This window comes from Streptomyces sp. NPDC001933 (assembly GCF_042890955.1).
Taxonomy (GTDB): domain Bacteria; phylum Actinomycetota; class Actinomycetes; order Streptomycetales; family Streptomycetaceae; genus Streptomyces.
The window spans coordinates 179,803-195,605 of record NZ_JBIASS010000005.1 but is presented as its reverse complement, the minus strand read 5'-3'; the positions used below and the strand labels follow the sequence as shown (position 1 = coordinate 195,605).

Here is a 15,803-nt window from a genome sequence, read left to right as displayed (position 1 = left end):
GCGTGTTCTGGCCCTCAGGTGTTCTGACCTTCCGCGCCGGGCGCCTCTCAGGCACTCCCGGCGCGGAAGGTGCGCCGGTACACCGTCGGGGACACCCCCAGCGCCGCCTGGAGATGCTGCCGCAGTGACGTGGGCGTCCCGAAGCCCGCGTCCCGCGCCACCTGGTCGATCGACAGGTCCGTCGACTCCAGCAGGTGCCGGGCCCGTTCGACCCGCTGCCGGGTCAGCCACTGGACGGGGCTGACCCCGACCTCCTCCCGGAACCGCCGGGTGAAGGTGCGCACGCTCATCGACTCCTGCTGCGCCATGTCGCGCAGCAGGATCGGGCGCTCCAGCCGCCCGAGCGCCCAACTGCGCGCGGTGGTCGTGGTCGCGAACCGGGCCTCGGGCAAGGGGCGTTGGATGTACTGCGCCTGTCCGCCGTCCCGGTGCGGGGGCACGACCGTGCGCCGGGCGACGTCATTGGCGACGGCGGTGCCGTGGTCCCGGCGCACGATGTGCAGACAGAGATCGATCCCGGCGGCGACCCCGGCGGAGGTCAGGACGTCCCCGTCGTCGATGAACAGGACGTCCGGGTCGACCCGGACCTCGGGGAAGAGCTGCTGGAAGTGGTCGGCGTGCGACCAGTGGGTGGTGGCGGGGCGCCCGTCGAGATACCCGGCGGCGGCCAGCACGTAGCTGCCCGTGCAGATCGAGACCATCCGGGTTCCCGGCCTGATCCGGGCGAACGCGGCGGCCAGTTCGCCGGTGAGCCTGCCCTCGTCGAAGACGGGGCCGAGTTCGTAGCTGGCGGGAATCACCACCGTGTCGGCGGTGGCCAGGGCCTCGGGGCCGCGTTCGACGGTGATCGTGAAGTCCGCGTCGGTACGGACCGGGCCCGGCGGGCGGACGGAACAGGTCACGACTTCGTACAGGCTGCGGCCCTTCTCGTGCGGCTCGATGCCGAACGCGCGGCCGAATATCCGCTGGGGGATGCCCAGTTCGAAGGGCAGCAGCCCGTCGAGGGCCAGGACGGCGATTCGGTGCGGCATTGGCGGACTCCCTTCACCCCTAGTGGTATAGACCTCAACCCTGATACATGTCACTCCTGTGAAGGAAAAGTCAGCGGAACACCCGCACATTCCCGCCGTCGAACGCGATGGTGCGCAGCCCCTTCCGGCCGGTTCGTCAGGGGTGCGCACGATGGGCGAGGGCCTGGGGAGCGGCCGGTCGGAAGGGCTCTGGAACCGTAACTTCCGGCTCTTCTTCGTCGCCCGCACCGCCGCGCTCTTCGGTGACGGCATGATCCCGGTGGCGCTCACCGCCGGGCTGCTGGGCGCCGGCCGCCCGCACTCCTCCGTGGGGTTCGCGCTCGCCGCCTGGATGGGCCCGCTGGCGGTCTTCGTGCTCTTCGGCGGCGTACTGGCGGACCGGTTCACCCCCCGCCGGATGATGATCATCGCGGACGCGCTGCGGCTGGTCGGGGCCTCGGTGCTGGCGTTCTCCTTCGCCACCGGCAACCCGCCGCTGTGGGCGGTGTACACGCTCAGCGCGGTGGCCGGGGTGGGCGCCGCGCTCTTCCAGCCGGGTGTCGCCTCGACCGTGCCCCGGGTCGCCTCGGACGTGCAGCGGGCCAACGCGGTACTGAGGGTCTCCGAGGCGCTGATGACCATGGCGGGCCCGGCCTTCGCGGGCATGCTCGTCGGGCTGGCCAGTGCCGGGGCGGTCTACGCGGCGAACGCCTCGACGTTCCTGGTCTCCGGCATCTGCCTGTTCCTGCTCCGGCTCGCCCCGGCTCCCTCGGACGAGGCGCAGCGTGGCGGTTTCGTCGCCGAACTGGCCGACGGGTGGCGGGAGTTCCGGGCCCGCAGCTGGCTGTGGGGGGTGATCGCGATCTGGACGGTGTACGGCTTCACGGTGCTCGGCCCGATGCTGCCGCTCACCGCGGTCGAGGTCACCGAGGCGCACGGCTCGGGCACGTACGGCGTGATGATGGCGGTGAACGGCGCGGGCAGCGTCGTCGGCGGGCTGCTGGCCCTGCGCCTGAGACCCCGCCGCCCGCTCGCGGCGGGCGCCGTCGCGCTGACCGGGGTCTGCGTGAACCTGCTGGTGCTGGGGCTCGGGCTGCCGGTGCCCGCGCTCGGGGCGGGGCAGTTCGCGGCGGGCGCGGCGTTCGCGTTCTGGCTGGTGATGTGGTCGACGACGGTCCAGACCCATGTGCCGCCCGAGGCGCTGAACCGCCTGCACGCGTACGACGTGGCGGGCTCGCTGCTGATGCTGGCGGCGGGCCGTGCGCTGGCCGGACCGGTCGCGGACCGGGTGGGCACCCCCGAGGTGCTGCTGGCCGGTGCGGTGATCAACCTGATGGTGGTGGCGGTGCTGCTGGTGGCCCGGCCGATCAGCCGGCTGGAGCGGATCGCGTGACCGGGGGAGGGGGCAAGGCCGGGGCCGGGGCTGGGGCCGGGGGAATCCGGACGGCCTGGCGCGCCCGTGCGGTCGCGGCCGGCGCCGCGGCGCTGACCGTGCTCGCCGGGCTCGGGGCCAGGGCCTTCATGGACGGCGACCTCGCCAAGTACGCCGGGGACGCGCTCTACACCGTGCTGATCTGCGCCCTGGCCGCCGTGATCGCGCCCGGCGCGCGGCCGGCCGTCACGGCCGGGGCGGGGCTGGCGTTCAGCTGGGCGGTGGAACTGCTGCAACTGACCGGGGTGCCCGCGGATCTCTCCCGGCACAGCACGGTGGCGCGGCTGGTGCTCGGCTCGACCTTCAACGCGCCCGATCTGCTCTGGTACGCGGTGGGCGCGGGCTTCGCCTGGGCGGTGGCGGCCCTGGCTACTTCTCCCGGCTCCGCTCCTCGGACTTCTGCATCTCGATGACCTCGAAGACATGGGCGCTGGTCTGCCTGCGCACACTGCCGGCGACCAGCAGCCCCGCACCGAGGACGGACAGGGGCGCGGAGATCCCCAGGACGGTCAGCTGCTTCGGCACCTCGGTGAGCACCTCGCACGAGGAGACGCGGTAGCAGTACGTGTCCGGCTCGTCCGCCAGCAGGAAGCCCAGCCAGATCCACAGGGCGCAGGCGGCGAGCAGCAGCCCGACGCCCCAGACCTGCATCAGCGAGGAGCGGTTGGTGAAGCGCTCGCGTGCTGCCCACTGCATGTCGTTCCCCCGGTTCGGTACGCGACGGATTCGAGGGCGGGCGCCCGGCCGTCGGGGACAGTCGATCGTACGTGTGTCCGGTCCTGCCGTCCGGGGCGTCCATCCCCATGGCCCGATTCCTGCGAAGGGTGTCCCTCCGGCCACTCGTGAGGAGGTGCGCCGCGACCCGATGCTGAGTGACGTGACCCAGACAACCGACAGCGCCGCCCGGTACGACGACCGGCCGGCCACCACCCCGGCGGCCCCCGGGCGCCCCTCGCGCAGACGTGTTCACCGCGCCTGGATCGTCGCCGCCGTCACCTTCGTGACGATCATCGGCGGCGCCGCGTTCAACTCCCTCCCCGGCCTCCTCATCGAGCCGCTCAACGCGCGGTTCGGCTGGTCGCGCGGGGAGATCGGACTCGCCGTCTCCATCGACATGGCGCTGTACGGGCTCACCGCACCGTTCGCCGCCGCGCTGATGGACCGCTTCGGCATCCGCCGGGTGGTCGTCGTCGCCCTCACCACCGTGGCCACCGGGGCGCTGGCCAGCGTATGGATGACGGCCTCCTGGCAGCTGATGCTCTACTGGGGCGTGCTCGTCGGCCTGGGCACCGGCTCCATGGCGATGGCGTTCTCCGCCACGGTCACCAACCGCTGGTTCGTGGCCCGGCGCGGCCTGGTCACCGGCATCCTCACCGCGGCCGGCGCCTCCGGTCAGCTGGTCTTCCTGCCGCTGTGCGCCTGGATCGTCGAGCACCACGGCTGGCGCCCCGCCTCGGTGACGGTGGCGCTCGCGGCCCTGGTCGTCGTCCCGTTCGTCTGGTTCCTGCTCCGTGACCACCCGGCCGACGTGGGCCTCGCCCCGTACGGCGGCAGCTACGTGGAGAAGCCGGCGCCCGCGCGCGGGGCGGCGCGGCGGACCCTGCGCGTACTGACCGACGCGGCGCGCACCGGGCCGTTCTGGCTGCTGGCCGGTACGTTCGCGATCTGCGGGGCCTCGACCAACGGCCTGATCCGTACGCACTTCGTGCCCTCGGCCCACGACCACCACATGCCCATCACCGCCGCGGCGTCACTGCTCGCCGTCATCGGGATCTTCGACATCATCGGCACCGTCTTCTCCGGCTGGCTCACCGACCGCTTCGACGCCCGGCGGCTCCTCGCCGTCTACTACGCGCTGCGCGGCGTCTCGCTGCTCTTCCTGCCGATGCTGATGGCGCCGACGGTGCAGCCGCCGATGGTGTTCTTCATCGTCTTCTACGGCCTGGACTGGGTCGCCACCGTCCCGCCGACGCTGGCCCTGTGCCGCGAGCAGTACGGGCAGGACAGCGCCATCGTCTTCGGCTGGGTGCTGGCGTCCCATCAGGTCGGCGCGGCGCTGGTGGCGTTCCTGGGCGGGGTGGCGCGCGACGTGTTCGGCTCGTACGACGTGGTCTGGTACGCGTCCGGGGCGCTGTGCGCGATGGCGGCGCTGATGGCGCTGGTGATCCGCCGGGTGAAGGAGCCCTCGGACGCTGCCGCCGTCGCCGGCCTCGGCTGATGTTGCCGGGAGCCGGGCGCCTCAGGCCGACGAACTTTCGGCGCAAAGGTGCTGGGCGACGGCCAGGAAGACGTGCAGGTTCGCGATGTCGCTGACCGCGGCGCTGCAACGGCGCCCGGAGCCGCCGGTCCCCATGGCGTTCACCCGGCCCGCTGACACACGGATCTCCTGGATGCCGGACCAGGGGAGGTGGCCCTTCCCCCGGGCGGTCAGGCCGGTGCGGGAGAGCGAGAATTCCCCGAAGTCGGCCGTCCCGCCCGCCAGGACCGATTCCAGGACCGCCGGGCCCTGGGCCCGCAGGACGGCCTGCTGCATATGGGGCCCCCAGGTCTCGGGGCCCTCGTAGAAGTGCGTGATTCTCGCGTGGGCCCGGCCCGGTCCCACCGCGGAGTAGACGTACTCGGTGGTCGACGGGACGCCGTTGATGATCTTCTGGGTGATGTCCTGGTAGAGCCGCACGGAGTCCCAGCGGATGACGGCCCTGCCGTCGCCGGACTCCGGGTGCACGATCAATCCGTTCTCGAACAGGTGGAGGCGCTTGGCGGCCTGTCTCCGGCTGAAGTCCGGGTACCGGCGCAGCCACCAGAAGAACAGCAGGCCGGGTATCACGAGCATCGCCAAGAGGTGGAGGGTCGTGAAGACGTAGAGGACGAAGAGCGCCTTGTTCAGGCGCTTGGGGGCGAACGTGCCCTGCGGAGCGCCGAGTCGGTGGGCGGCGGCCAACTCGGCGGCCTCGGGTGACAGGGTGTTCGGTGCTGCTGCCATGGACGTGTCCCTCGTCTCGAAGCTCGCGAACTCCTGTCGAAGCTAGGACCGGACAAGCCATTCCACCAGCGACTAGATTGCATGCGAGTCATGCGAGGGAGGAATGTGTTCGAGATCGACGCGCTGCGTCTGCTGGTGACGGTGGCCGAAACCGGATCGTTCACGAAGGCCGCGGTCCGGCTCGACTACACGCAGTCGGCGGTGTCCCGGCGGATCGCCTCGTTGGAGAAGGAGGCGGGCGGACCGCTCTTCGAACGGCTCGCCCGGGGCGTACGGCTGAATCCGGCCGGCCACGCGCTGCACCGGCACGCCGTGGAGGTGCTCGCGCGCCTGGCGGGTGCGGAGCACGAGATGGCCGCGATCCGGGCCGGGCGGGGCGGGCGGCTTCGGGTGGGGGCGTTCGCCACGGCCAATGTCTCGCTGGTGCCCTCCGCGCTGCGGGCGTTCGCCAGGTCCAGGCCGGATGTCGAGGTCGTCGCGGTCGAGGGCCGGACCGGTGAGTCGATGCGGCGTCTGGCGGACGGGGCGCTCGACCTGGCCGTGGTCAGCGACTACCCGTCGGGTCTGCCGTCGGCCGACGGCGTCACGACCGAGGCGCTGCTGGATGACGAGTTGTTCGTCGTGCTCCCCCGCGACCACCGCCTGGCCGGAACCGGGACGGTGGATCTGCGCGAACTGCGCGACGAGACCTGGCTCCAGGACGTCTCCGCCGACCGGCCCATGATGCTCGCCGAGGTCTGCGGCCGGGCCGGCTTCCAGCCGAAGCGGATCGTCCGGATCGCCGAGTGGACCGGCAAGTTCGGTTACGCGGCCGCCGGGCTGGGGGTCGCGCTGGTCCCCTCGCTGGCCGCCTGGGCGGTCCCCGCCGAACTCGCCGTCTGCCGGCTCGGCGACCTCGCCCCGCGCCGGACCGTACATGTCGCACTGCCCGCCGCCGCCCCGCTTCCGGCGGCGCTGAAGCTGCGGGATCTGCTGCGCGACGCGGCCGGCTGAAGGCGTACGTGTACCGGCGTGCCGAGGCGCCGGCGCACCGGCCGACCCGCCTGCGGCGCGTGCTTACCCGTCGAGCGGCCCGAACCGTCCGAACTTCCCCCGGTGGAACAGCAGCGGATCGGCCCCGTCCACCGCTCCCATCGCCGCCACCCGGCCGACGACGATCAGATGGTCGCCCCCGGTGTGGACCGCCTGGATGCGGCAGTCGATCCAGGCCGGTACGGAGTCCAGCAGCGGCGACCCGGTCGCCGGGGCGGCCTCGTACGCCACCCCCGCGAACTTGTCCGCGCCGCTCACCGCGAAGCTCCGGCACAGCTCGCCCTGGCCCGCGCCGAGGATGTTGACGCAGAAGGCCCCGGCGCGCGCGATGCGCGGCCAGGTCGTCGACGTACGGGCGACCATGAACGTGACCAGCGGCGGATCGAGGGAGAGCGAGGCGAACGACTGGCAGGCGAAGCCCGCCGGGCCCTCCTCGTCGTCCGGGTCGTGTGCGGTGACGATGGTGACGCCGCTGGCGAAGTGCCCCAGTACGCGGCGGAATTCGCCCGGATCGACGGGCGGCCGCTCCCCGTCGGCCACGGCTCGCAGATGCGGGCGCGGCAGTGCGTCGACCGGTGCCGGCCCTGCGGTGGTGGCGGCGCCGACGGACCTGAGGTACCGGACGGCGATGGCGGCCATGCCTGCGTGTCCCATCACCCTTCGATTAGAGCTGACACCCCGTCAGATTGGAAGGCCCGGGGACCGGCAGCTTGGACCTGCCGGTGCGGCAGGCTCCACCCCTGACGATCGTCGGGGGTGGTCCCTGCCGTTCGGCCCGGGTCCGCGGCCCCGCCGCTTTCTAGGTTCACGTCCATGTTCATGTTCAAGAGACGAGAAACCGGAAGCGGAACCCGGACCGGGGCGGGGACGGGTACCGGGGCGCGTACCGGGCGGCCCCTGCTCGCCTGCGTCGTGCTGGCCTCGGGGGCGGCGGCCGTCATGGCGCTCGCCCCGGGCGGCCTGGGCACGGCACGTGCCGTGGAGGTGACGGACAGCGCCTCGGCCTCCCTCTACCGCTCGGTGACCCGGGCGGTGGCCGACGCGCCCTCCTGGGCGGGACCGCTGCTGGAGGCGGCCACCGACGGCACCCTGGTGGTCCTCGGCCTGCTGCTGGCGTGGGTCTGCTGGAGCGCCGTACGACGCGGGGACACCCGGGTCTCCGCGGGCACGGTGCTCACCGGCATCGGCACCGTGGCGGCGTACGCGGTCAGCGAGGCGACGAAACTGGTGGTGGACGAGGAACGCCCCTGCCGGGCCCTGCGCTCCATCGCGGAGACGGCCGCCGAGTGCCCGCCGCCCGGTGACTGGTCCTTCCCGAGCAACCACGCCACCCTCGCCGCCGGCCTCGCCGTGGGCCTCGCCGTGCTGCGCCCGCGCCTCGCCGCCGTCACCCTGCCGGTGGGCGCGGCGGCGGCGCTGCTGCGGGTCGCGGTGGGGGCGCACTACCCGCACGACGTGCTGGCCGGCGCGGTCCTCGGGGCCTCGGTGGTGGCGGCCGTACTCGTCGCGTTCCTGCCGCTCGCCCGGCGTGCGGCGTCAGCGGTCGAGCGGCGGCTGCGCGGGCGCGACGATTCCGGCCTCGTGGGCGACGACGGCCGCGGCGGCCCGGTTGTCCACGCCCAGCCGGGCCAGGATGGAGCTCACGTGCGCCTTGACCGTCCCTTCCACCAGGTGGAGCCGCCGGGCGATCTGCCCGTTGGACAGCCCGCTGCCGAGGAAGGCCAGTACGTCGCGTTCCCGGCCGGTGAGCGCGCCGACCCGTTCCCGGGCGGCGGCGCGGCGGCCGGCCAGGGCGCCCGCGCCCGTCGCCGAGAGATGGGCGACGACCCGCGCCGCGACCTTCGGTGACAGATAGGCGGCCCCGTCGGCCACCGCGCGGACCCCCGCGATCAGCTCCTCGGGCTCGCCCGACTTGATCAGGAAACCGGCGGCGCCGCCTCCCAGCGCCTGGAGGATGTAGTCGTCCTCGCCGAAGGTCGTGAGCATCACGACACCCGTCTCCGGCACGGTGCGCCGGATCTCGGCCGCCGCCTCGATGCCGTTCGTCCCGGGCATCCGGATGTCGAGCACGGCGACGGCCGGGCGGTGGCGGCGCACCAGCTCCACGGCGTCGCGCCCGTCGGCGGCCTCGGCGACGACGTCGATGTCCGGATCGGTGGACAGCACGGAGCGCACCCCCGCGCGGATCATCGGCTCGTCGTCCGCGATCAGCACCCGGATCACCGCCCGCTCACCATTCCTTCCGCGTGTCCTTCCGCGTGCGGCGCGCTCATGGCGTCAGTGCTTCCCGGGGCATCAGCCGGACCCATGGCGTCAGCGCCTGCTCGGACATCACTCGGAATCATGGCGTCAGCGCCTCCTTGGACATCAGCCGGCCGTCCCGGAAGCAGAGCCGGTAGGCGTCCCCGGACCGGTCGTCGAAGCGGTCCGCCGTCATCGCGTAGTACCGGCATGTGATGCCCTCCCCCTTCGGCTCCCCGGCCACCGGCCGCTGTGTGGTCTCGCGGTCGGGCAGCAGCCGCCCGACGCTCTCCCGATCCTGTCCCACCCGCAGCCGGGCGTAGTCGCCCGGGTCCAGCACGGACAGCCGGGCCGAGCGGATGTCCCAGGCCATCAGCGCCGCACTCAGCACCGCCCACGCCACCAGGGGCAGCACGACCGCGACGGCCAGCGCCCGGCGGGCGCGGCTGCGGGCGTGCCGGTGTTCCGGGGGCAGGGCCGGGGGCGCGGCCCGGGGAGCCGCAGGTTCTCGATGGGCGGGTGCGGCGAGTGCGGCGGGCGTGGCGTGCGGTATCCGTGCGGTGACCGCGAAGCCGCCCCCGTACGGTCCGTACGCGAACTCGCCGCCCGTCAGCCGCACCCGTTCGTCGAGCCCGATCAGTCCCCGCCCGGTGCCCGGGAGGTCCTCGGTGCGGGCCGGTGCGGGCGCGGGCCCGTTCTCCACCCGGACCGTCGTCTCCCCGGCCGCGTGCGTCACCCGCACGTCCACCCGCGCCCGCGGCGCGTGCTTGGCCGCGTTGGTCAGGGCCTCCTGGACCACCCGGTGGGCGGCCCGTCCGGCCGCGGGGGACATGGCGCCGGCCTCCCCCTCGACCCGCAGACCGACCGCGAGCCCGGCGGCCGCGGCCTCCTCGACCAGCCGGGGAACGCCGCCGTCGGGCTGCTGCGGGGACTCCTCGCCCGCCTCCTCGCGCAGCAGGCCGATCACCTCGCCGAGCCGCTCCACCGACGCGGCCGCGCGGGCCCGGATCTCCCCGGCCGCCGCCCGGTGCGCCGCGTCGAGACCGGGGGCCAGCTTGAGGGCGCCGGCCGACAGGGCGATGAGGCTGAGGTCGTGCCCGAGGACGTCGTGCATGTCCTGGGCGATCCTGGCCCGTTCGCGGGACCGCGCCTGCTCGGCGACGAGCCGCTGTTCGCGCTCCAGCCGGCCCGCCCGCTCCCAGCCCGCCCGGACGAGCTCCTGGTACTGACGCCAGAACCGCCCCGCGAACCACGGCAGCATCGCGGCCACCGCCACCACCGCGGAGAACCGCCCCGCCATCAGCAGCCAGGAGGGCACCAGGGCCACCGCCACCACACCACCGGCCAGCACCGCCACGAGCACCAGGACCGTGGGCCCGGTCCTCCCCGGCTCCCGCCCCGCGAAGAACGCCGCCACGGCTGCGGGCAGCGCCCACCACATACTGACCGTGCTCAGCCCGACACAGGCCGCCGCCGCGACGGCGAGCAGACTCCCCGGGGCGACGAGGGCCCGCCGGACCACGCCGATCGACATCACTCTCTCCACCCGCACGACCGTACGCAGCCGCGTGGCGCCCCGACACTGCCGAAAGTCACCGTTGCCGACCGCCCGGCGCCGGACAAGCGGGGAACGGCGCCGGGGCGGCCGCACCACCCACGACTGCATTCGGTTGCGGACCGATACTCTGAGTCGTCGGACCGGCTGAGCGGGAGGAGACACCGAATGACCAGCGCGCCCGACTACAACCAGGGCATCGATTCCGAACGCGCCCTGAAGTTCGCGGTGCAGCGGATCCGCGGAGACCGTGTCCAGATCATCGAAGGGATCATCGAGCCCGTGACGCCGACCTGGGACCACGAACGGGCGGCCCGGGTCGTCCGCAGGCAGATCGAGGACCGGGTGGACGAACTCGGCTGCGTCGAGGGCTCGGGCAACCTGGACCTGCCCGGTTCGTCGAACTGGTACGTCCCCGACATCGCCGTCGTGCCCGAGGTGCTGGCGAAAGGGGGCGGGGCCCTCCTTCCCGATCAGACCCTGCTCGTCGTGGAGGTCACGTCGGAGTCGAACGCGGAGACCGACCGTGTGGTGAAGCGGCGTCGCTACGCCGAGTACCGGGCGCCGCTGTACCTCCTGGTCGACCGGATCGAGGGCAGCGTGACCCTCTTCTCCGAGCCCGGTCACCTCGGCTACACCCACGTGGACGGCCCGCACCCGTTCGGCGCGGTCCTGAGGCTGCCGCATCCGTTCGACCTGGACCTGGACACCAGCGGCCTGTCACCCGCGTGACCGCTCGAAGCCGACCGGCCCTAGATCCCCCGGTACTTCGGCGCTCTCCGCTCCACGAAGCTCGCCACGCCCTCGTTGGCGTCCTGCGTCGTCATGTTGATCTCCTGGGCCATGGCCTCGGCGGCGAACGCCGTCGACCGGTCGGCGTCCAGCGACGTGTTGACGAGCTGCTTGGTGAGGGCGATCGACCGGGTCGGCCCCTCGGCCAGCCGCTGCGCCCACTCCCGCGCCGTCGCCGCCAGCTCCTCGTCCGGCACGACCCGGTTGACCAGCCCCAGGCGCTCCGCCTCCGCCGCCGGGAGCGAGTCGCCGAAGAACATCAGCTCCTTGGCGCGCTGCGGGCCGATCAGCCGCGGCAGCAGATACGCACCGCCGCCGTCGGGTACGAGGCCGCGCCGTACGAACACCTCGATGAACTTCGCCGATCCGGCGGCCAGCACCAGATCGCAGGCGAACGCGAGATGGGCGCCGATGCCGGCCGCCGTGCCGTTGACGGCCGCGATGACGGGTTTCTCGCAGTCCAGGACCGCGGCGATCAGACGCTGCGCGCCGAGCCGGATCGTACGGGCCACATCGCCCGGCACCCGCTCGCCGGTCGCCGGGGCGCCGCGCAGGTCGGCGCCCGCGCAGAAACCGCGGCCGGTGGCGGTGAGGACGACGGCCCGGACCGCCGGGTCGGCGGAGGCCTCGGCGAGCAGGCCGATGACGCGCTCCCGCTGCTCCCAGGTGACGGCGTTCATCGCTTCGGGGCGGTTGAGCGTGATCCACGAGACGCCGTTGTCAGTGGCGTGGAGTACCAATGAATGGAGCGGGTCGGCGGACTCGGCGGACTCGGTGATGTCTTCGGGGGAGGACGGCATGGGGCAGCTCCTGGGTGGGCGTGGTGGCGGTCGAGAAGGCGGTCGATTCGGGCGATGGTGCCTGCGGTGGCGGGGCCGACGAGGGAAGGACCGGTCAGCGGCAGACGGCGAGCGCGTCCAGCGCCACCGCGCCCTGCCCCCGCCCGAGCACCATCAGCGGGTTGATGTCCAGTTCGGCGAGGTCGTCGCCCAGTTCCAGCGCCATCCGCTGCACCCGCAGCACTACCTCGACGAGCGCGTCCACATCCACCGGCGGACCACCGCGCACACCCTCCAGCAGGGCCCGGCCGCGCAGTTCGGCCAGCATCGACCGCGCCTGGTCCTCGCCGAACGGCGGCACCCGTACCGCCGCGTCGTGCAGCACCTCGACGAGTACGCCCCCGAGCCCGACCGTCACCGTCGGCCCGAACAGCGCGTCCTGGGTGACGCCGACCATCATCTCGACGCCCCGCTCGACCATCTGGCAGACCAGGATCCCGTCCAGCTCGATGCCCTCGAACCGCGCGATGTCGGTCAGTTCGCGATACGCGTCCCGCACCTGGCTCGCAGAGGTGAGCCCGACCTTGACCAGGCCCAGTTCGGTCTTGTGAGCGAGCCGGGCGCCCGACGCCTTCATGACGACCGGGTAGCCGACCAGTGCCGCGGCCCGGACGGACGCCGCGGCACTGGTCACCAACTGCTCGCGCGGCACCCGGATCCCGTACGCCCGCAGCAGCTGCTTCGCCGCGTGCTCGCTCAGCTGCTGGCCCGGACGCATCAGTGCCTGCGCCTTGCGGAACGAGGGCGAGGGCGTGCGCGGCGCCTCGTCGAAGGGGGAGCGGTAGGAAGCGGTGAACCGGTGGTGGTCCAGGTAGGCCTTCACGGCGGTGATGCAGTTGCCGAAGGTACGGAAGGTGGCGACGCGGGACGAGCCGAGCAGCGTCGTGCGGTACGCCTCCTCCGTACCGACGGGCGAGCCCCACACCACGCACACCAGCTTGTCCGTGGCCTCCGCCGCGTCCACCAGGTCCTGCGCGAGCTTGTCGCTCATCGGCGGGAAGGGGCCGGTGATCGGACAGATCAGCACCCCGACGTCGGGGTCGGCGAGTATCGCGTCGATGATCTTCCGGCCGCGCCAGTCGCCGACCGGATGCCCGCCGTTGTCGACCGGGTTGGCCACGTTCAGATAGCCGGGGATCCACTCGTGCAGCTCGCGCTGCTTCGCCTCGGACAGGGTGGGCAGGCTCAGCCCCGCGCCGGTCGCCAGGTCCGAGAAGTGCGCGCCCGTGCCGCCCGAGATCGAATACACGACGACCCCCTCGGCCTGCGGCTTCCGGGCCCGCGCGAGCAGCGCCGCGGTGTCCTGGAGTTCGTCGAGTCCGTCCACCCGGATCACGCCGAACTGCCGCATCGCCGCGTCCACCACCTGGTCGGCGCCGGTCAGCTTGCCGGTGTGTGACGCGGCCATCCTGGCCCCCGTCTCGGTACGCCCCACCTTGACCGCCACGACCGGGACCCCGGCCCGCGCGGCCCGGTCCGCGGCCAGCAGGAAGGAGCGCCCGTCCTTGAGCCCCTCCACGTAACAGGCGATGGCCCCGACCTCGGGGCGCTGGGAGAAGTACGAGATGAAGTCGGCGGTCTCCAGATCCGCCTCGTTGCCCGTGGGCGCCCAGTGCGAGAGCCGCACGCCCAGCTCCTGAAGGGTGTAGACCGGGCGGCCCTGGTGGCCGGACTGGGTGATCAGCGCGATGGCCGGCCCGTCCAGATCGTCCCGGAACTCCTCGAAGGCGTTGAGGTTGGTGTTCGGCCCGAGCAGTCGCAGCCCGGACCGTTCCACCGCGGCGGCCAGCCGTGCCTGGGCGGCGGCGCCCTCCTCGCCGGTCTCGGCGAACCCGGAGGCGAAGGCGACGGCGAACCGCACCTTGGCCTGGGCGAGTTCCTCGATCACCGGTAGCGGGTCGCCGACCAGCAGCACGGCCAGATCGACCTGCTCCGGCAGCTCCGCGACGGAAGGAGAACAGGCCAGCCCGAACACGGATTTCCGGGTGGGGTGCACGGGATACAGCCGTGCCCCGACCCGCTCGGCCCAGCGGATCAGCTGCCGGGTGATGCCGGTGTTGGGCCGTCCCTCGGTGTCGGACGCGCCGACGACGGCCACGGACCCGGGCCGGAAGAACCGGTCCAGATCCGGTACGGCCGCGTACAACGGCCGGCCGCTGACGTCCAGCACGCCTTCCGTGGCGGCGGCGACCGTCATGCTGTGGACGGCGGCATGCGGCTCTTCGCCGCAGGCCACCACCCTGGCGCGGAAGTCGGTGGTGAGGGTGCCGTGAGTCGATCCAAGCATCGTTCCGCCCACTCCTGCTCGGGGTCCGTCGGGGTGATCGTGCCGGGCCAGCCAAAAGCTGACGCTCTGTCAGGTTACTGAACTGACGGCTCGTCAGGAATGGTTGTGCAGGCAAAGCCTGAGAGAGGGAGGAGGCATCGGCCGGAGCCGTACAACCTCCGGGTGATCTTGAAGGTCCAACGGTCGGACCGGACACACCGGCCGCCGTACGCCATCCATCGCCATCCATGGCTCACCCCTGGGAGAAACATGAGACCCGTCTCCGCCCGGCGCACCGTGCGCCTCGGTGTCTGTGTCGCCGCAGCCGCCGGACTGCTGACCGCCGGACTCGCGGCTCCCGCGTTCGCCGAGGAACAGACCGATCAGCTCTGGATACAGGCCCCCAGCGAGCAGAAACTGACGCCCGGCGGCAGCACGTCGGAGGGCAGCCCGCTGGACATCGGGCTCTACCACGACAACGACAACTTCGCCGTCACCGACGGCCGGCTCTCGGTCGACATCTCCGGTGTCGCCGGGGTGGCCGATGTGAGCTGGCCCGACAACTGCGCCCCGACCGGGACCACGGCCGTGTGCACCGTCCCCGAGGTCCCCGTCATGGGGGAGGCGTACAGCCCGCAGGTCCACCTCACGGTCCGCGCCGCCGACGGCGCCGAGCCCGGGGCCCAGGGGCGGATCACCTACGCCGCCGTGGCCACCGGCGGCCCCGACGGAACGCTGGAAGCCCCGCTCGATTCGTTCGACACCACGGTCTCGGTCGGTTCGGCCCCCGACCTGTCCCTCGGGGAGATCGCCCCGGTGAAGAACCTCCAGCCGGGCGCCGTCCGGACCGTGCCGTTCGCGGTGACCAACAAGGGCAGCGAGCGGTCCGAGGGCCTCACCGCCACCTTCACCGCGTCGTACGGGCTCGACTTCCTCACCGAGTACACCGAGTGCGCCTACAGCACGACCGGCGGCGACTACGCCCCGATGTCCCAGGCCACCTGCTCCTTCGACCAGGTCATCGAGCCGGGCGACTCCTTCACCCTGCCGACGCCACTGCGGGTCGCCCTCGCCGCGCACGCGTACACCGAGCGGCTGGACATCAGCGTCGAGCCCGGCAACGGGGCCACCGACCTCTCGGACGAGGACAACTACACCATCGCCGCCTTCGGCGCGGTGAACACGGCGGACTTCGCGGCGCAGGGTGCCCAGGTCACGGGCGGCGTCGGCGAGACCGTCACCGCCGAACTCGGCTTCCGCAACAACGGCCCCGCCTGGATCGGCAACCTCGGCTCCGGCGACCCGGTCGCGGCCGTCGACTTCACCGTCCCCGAGGGCGCCACCGTCACCAACGCCCCCGCCGACTGCGAGCCGCGCACCCTGAGCGGCGGCTACTACCCGCAGCGGACCGGCGCCCCGCGCTACAGCTGCGAGATGCCGTACTGGGCGCTGCCGGACACGACGCGTTCCCTCCCGTTCCAGCTGCGCATCGACCGCGTCGTCCCCGGCGCGACCGGCCGCGTCATGCTCACCACCGGCGGCTCCAGCCCCGCGACCTTCCCCTTCGACCCCCAGCCCGCCAACAACGCGGCCCAGCTCGTACTGAACGCCACGCCCGCGGCCTGACCGAGTCGGAGTCCCCCGAAGCGTGAG

Annotated in this window: 15 protein-coding genes and 1 pseudogene; 7 read left to right on the top strand and 9 right to left on the bottom strand. The window is 72.9% G+C overall.

All coding sequences use genetic code 11. The features are described 5' to 3' along the window. Window positions 1-47: 47 nt before the first annotated feature. The gene (locus ACFYY7_RS14640) at window positions 48-1,031 is read right to left on the bottom strand and encodes a GlxA family transcriptional regulator (protein ID WP_388661494.1); all 984 of its coding nucleotides are present in this window, start codon (window positions 1,029-1,031) and stop codon (window positions 48-50) included. Between the two features lie 151 nt (window positions 1,032-1,182). Here ACFYY7_RS14640 and ACFYY7_RS14635 point away from each other — a divergent pair, with 151 nt between their 5' ends. Together ACFYY7_RS14635 and ACFYY7_RS14630 are read left to right on the top strand one after the other, a co-directional pair. After that, the gene (locus tag ACFYY7_RS14635) at window positions 1,183-2,403 is read left to right on the top strand and encodes an MFS transporter (protein WP_266730597.1); all 1,221 of its coding nucleotides are present in this window, start codon (window positions 1,183-1,185) and stop codon (window positions 2,401-2,403) included. After that, window positions 2,400-2,855, top strand: coding sequence for a DUF2809 domain-containing protein (locus ACFYY7_RS14630; RefSeq protein ID WP_388661491.1), 456 nt, complete (start codon window positions 2,400-2,402; stop codon window positions 2,853-2,855). The genes ACFYY7_RS14635 and ACFYY7_RS14630 overlap by 4 nt, the downstream gene beginning before the upstream one ends. Here ACFYY7_RS14630 and ACFYY7_RS14625 read toward each other — a convergent pair. Continuing rightward, on the bottom strand, window positions 2,812-3,138 hold the full coding sequence (locus tag ACFYY7_RS14625) for a hypothetical protein (protein WP_388661488.1): 327 nt from the start codon (window positions 3,136-3,138) through the stop codon (window positions 2,812-2,814). The two genes, ACFYY7_RS14630 and ACFYY7_RS14625, sit on opposite strands and share 44 nt — an antisense overlap. A 169-nt stretch (window positions 3,139-3,307) precedes the next feature. On the opposite strand from ACFYY7_RS14625, the gene ACFYY7_RS14620 reads away from it, so the two are divergent. Next, on the top strand, window positions 3,308-4,660 hold the full coding sequence (locus tag ACFYY7_RS14620) for an MFS transporter (protein ID WP_388661485.1): 1,353 nt from the start codon (window positions 3,308-3,310) through the stop codon (window positions 4,658-4,660). 21 nt (window positions 4,661-4,681) lie between these two features. On the opposite strand, the gene ACFYY7_RS14615 is transcribed toward ACFYY7_RS14620, so the two are convergent. Beyond that, complete coding sequence (locus ACFYY7_RS14615) at window positions 4,682-5,425, bottom strand: DUF6585 family protein (protein ID WP_388661482.1); 744 nt, start codon at window positions 5,423-5,425, stop codon at window positions 4,682-4,684. Window positions 5,426-5,530: 105 nt separating this feature from the next. Between ACFYY7_RS14615 and ACFYY7_RS14610 the strand changes: the two genes are divergently transcribed. Further along, window positions 5,531-6,418, top strand: a complete 888-nt coding sequence (locus ACFYY7_RS14610; protein WP_388662005.1) for a LysR family transcriptional regulator — start codon at window positions 5,531-5,533, stop codon at window positions 6,416-6,418. A 63-nt stretch (window positions 6,419-6,481) separates the two neighbouring features. Here ACFYY7_RS14610 and ACFYY7_RS14605 read toward each other — a convergent pair whose 3' ends face one another. After that, window positions 6,482-7,096, bottom strand: a complete 615-nt coding sequence (locus tag ACFYY7_RS14605; protein ID WP_376424558.1) for a flavin reductase family protein — start codon at window positions 7,094-7,096, stop codon at window positions 6,482-6,484. A gap of 371 nt (window positions 7,097-7,467) precedes the next feature. Continuing rightward, window positions 7,468-7,779 carry a hypothetical protein gene (locus ACFYY7_RS14600; RefSeq protein WP_388662040.1) on the bottom strand — a complete coding sequence of 104 codons (312 nt, stop codon included), beginning with the start codon at window positions 7,777-7,779 and terminating at the stop codon, window positions 7,468-7,470. Between ACFYY7_RS14600 and ACFYY7_RS14595 the strand changes: the two are divergent. Beyond that, a pseudogene (locus tag ACFYY7_RS14595) lies at window positions 7,685-7,906 on the top strand (phosphatase PAP2 family protein); the annotation flags it as partial. The gene ACFYY7_RS14600 and the pseudogene ACFYY7_RS14595 sit on opposite strands and share 95 nt — an antisense overlap. Before the next feature lie 87 nt (window positions 7,907-7,993). Here the strand turns inward: ACFYY7_RS14595 and ACFYY7_RS14590 are convergent. Both ACFYY7_RS14590 and ACFYY7_RS14585 read right to left on the bottom strand, forming a co-directional pair. Next, window positions 7,994-8,680, bottom strand: a complete 687-nt coding sequence (locus ACFYY7_RS14590; protein ID WP_356089491.1) for a response regulator transcription factor — start codon at window positions 8,678-8,680, stop codon at window positions 7,994-7,996. 118 nt (window positions 8,681-8,798) lie between these two features. Then, a complete protein-coding gene (locus tag ACFYY7_RS14585; protein ID WP_388661478.1) occupies window positions 8,799-10,244 on the bottom strand; it encodes a sensor histidine kinase in 1,446 nt (481 codons plus the stop codon). Between the two features lie 177 nt (window positions 10,245-10,421). On the opposite strand from ACFYY7_RS14585, the gene ACFYY7_RS14580 reads away from it, so the two are divergent. Beyond that, window positions 10,422-10,985, top strand: coding sequence for a Uma2 family endonuclease (locus ACFYY7_RS14580; protein WP_388661475.1), 564 nt, complete (start codon window positions 10,422-10,424; stop codon window positions 10,983-10,985). Between the two features lie 20 nt (window positions 10,986-11,005). Here the strand turns inward: ACFYY7_RS14580 and ACFYY7_RS14575 are convergent, their stop codons facing one another. Both ACFYY7_RS14575 and ACFYY7_RS14570 read right to left on the bottom strand, forming a co-directional pair. Beyond that, window positions 11,006-11,845 carry an enoyl-CoA hydratase/isomerase family protein gene (locus tag ACFYY7_RS14575; RefSeq protein ID WP_388661473.1) on the bottom strand — a complete coding sequence of 280 codons (840 nt, stop codon included), beginning with the start codon at window positions 11,843-11,845 and terminating at the stop codon, window positions 11,006-11,008. A gap of 94 nt (window positions 11,846-11,939) precedes the next feature. Further along, window positions 11,940-14,171: an acetate--CoA ligase family protein gene (locus ACFYY7_RS14570; RefSeq protein WP_388661471.1), complete on the bottom strand. Its 2,232-nt coding sequence runs from the start codon at window positions 14,169-14,171 to the stop codon at window positions 11,940-11,942. Between the two features lie 249 nt (window positions 14,172-14,420). Here ACFYY7_RS14570 and ACFYY7_RS14565 point away from each other — a divergent pair, with 249 nt between their 5' ends. Continuing rightward, window positions 14,421-15,776, top strand: coding sequence for a hypothetical protein (locus ACFYY7_RS14565; RefSeq protein WP_388661468.1), 1,356 nt, complete (start codon window positions 14,421-14,423; stop codon window positions 15,774-15,776). The last annotated feature ends 27 nt before the right edge of the window (window positions 15,777-15,803 follow it).

Excerpts from the sequence above, each read along its gene's own strand:
- ACFYY7_RS14570 (WP_388661471.1), bottom strand. The coding sequence starts at position 14,171 with ATGCTTGGATCGACTCACGGCACCCTCACCACCGACTTCCGCGCCAGG.
- ACFYY7_RS14635 (WP_266730597.1), top strand. The coding sequence starts at position 1,183 with ATGGGCGAGGGCCTGGGGAGCGGCCGGTCGGAAGGGCTCTGGAACCGT.
- ACFYY7_RS14565 (WP_388661468.1), top strand. The coding sequence starts at position 14,421 with ATGAGACCCGTCTCCGCCCGGCGCACCGTGCGCCTCGGTGTCTGTGTC.
- ACFYY7_RS14615 (WP_388661482.1), bottom strand. The coding sequence starts at position 5,425 with ATGGCAGCAGCACCGAACACCCTGTCACCCGAGGCCGCCGAGTTGGCC.
- ACFYY7_RS14605 (WP_376424558.1), bottom strand. The coding sequence starts at position 7,096 with ATGGCCGCCATCGCCGTCCGGTACCTCAGGTCCGTCGGCGCCGCCACC.
- ACFYY7_RS14580 (WP_388661475.1), top strand. The coding sequence starts at position 10,422 with ATGACCAGCGCGCCCGACTACAACCAGGGCATCGATTCCGAACGCGCC.
- ACFYY7_RS14640 (WP_388661494.1), bottom strand. The coding sequence starts at position 1,031 with ATGCCGCACCGAATCGCCGTCCTGGCCCTCGACGGGCTGCTGCCCTTC.
- ACFYY7_RS14620 (WP_388661485.1), top strand. The coding sequence starts at position 3,308 with ATGCTGAGTGACGTGACCCAGACAACCGACAGCGCCGCCCGGTACGAC.
- ACFYY7_RS14625 (WP_388661488.1), bottom strand. The coding sequence starts at position 3,138 with ATGCAGTGGGCAGCACGCGAGCGCTTCACCAACCGCTCCTCGCTGATG.
- ACFYY7_RS14575 (WP_388661473.1), bottom strand. The coding sequence starts at position 11,845 with ATGCCGTCCTCCCCCGAAGACATCACCGAGTCCGCCGAGTCCGCCGAC.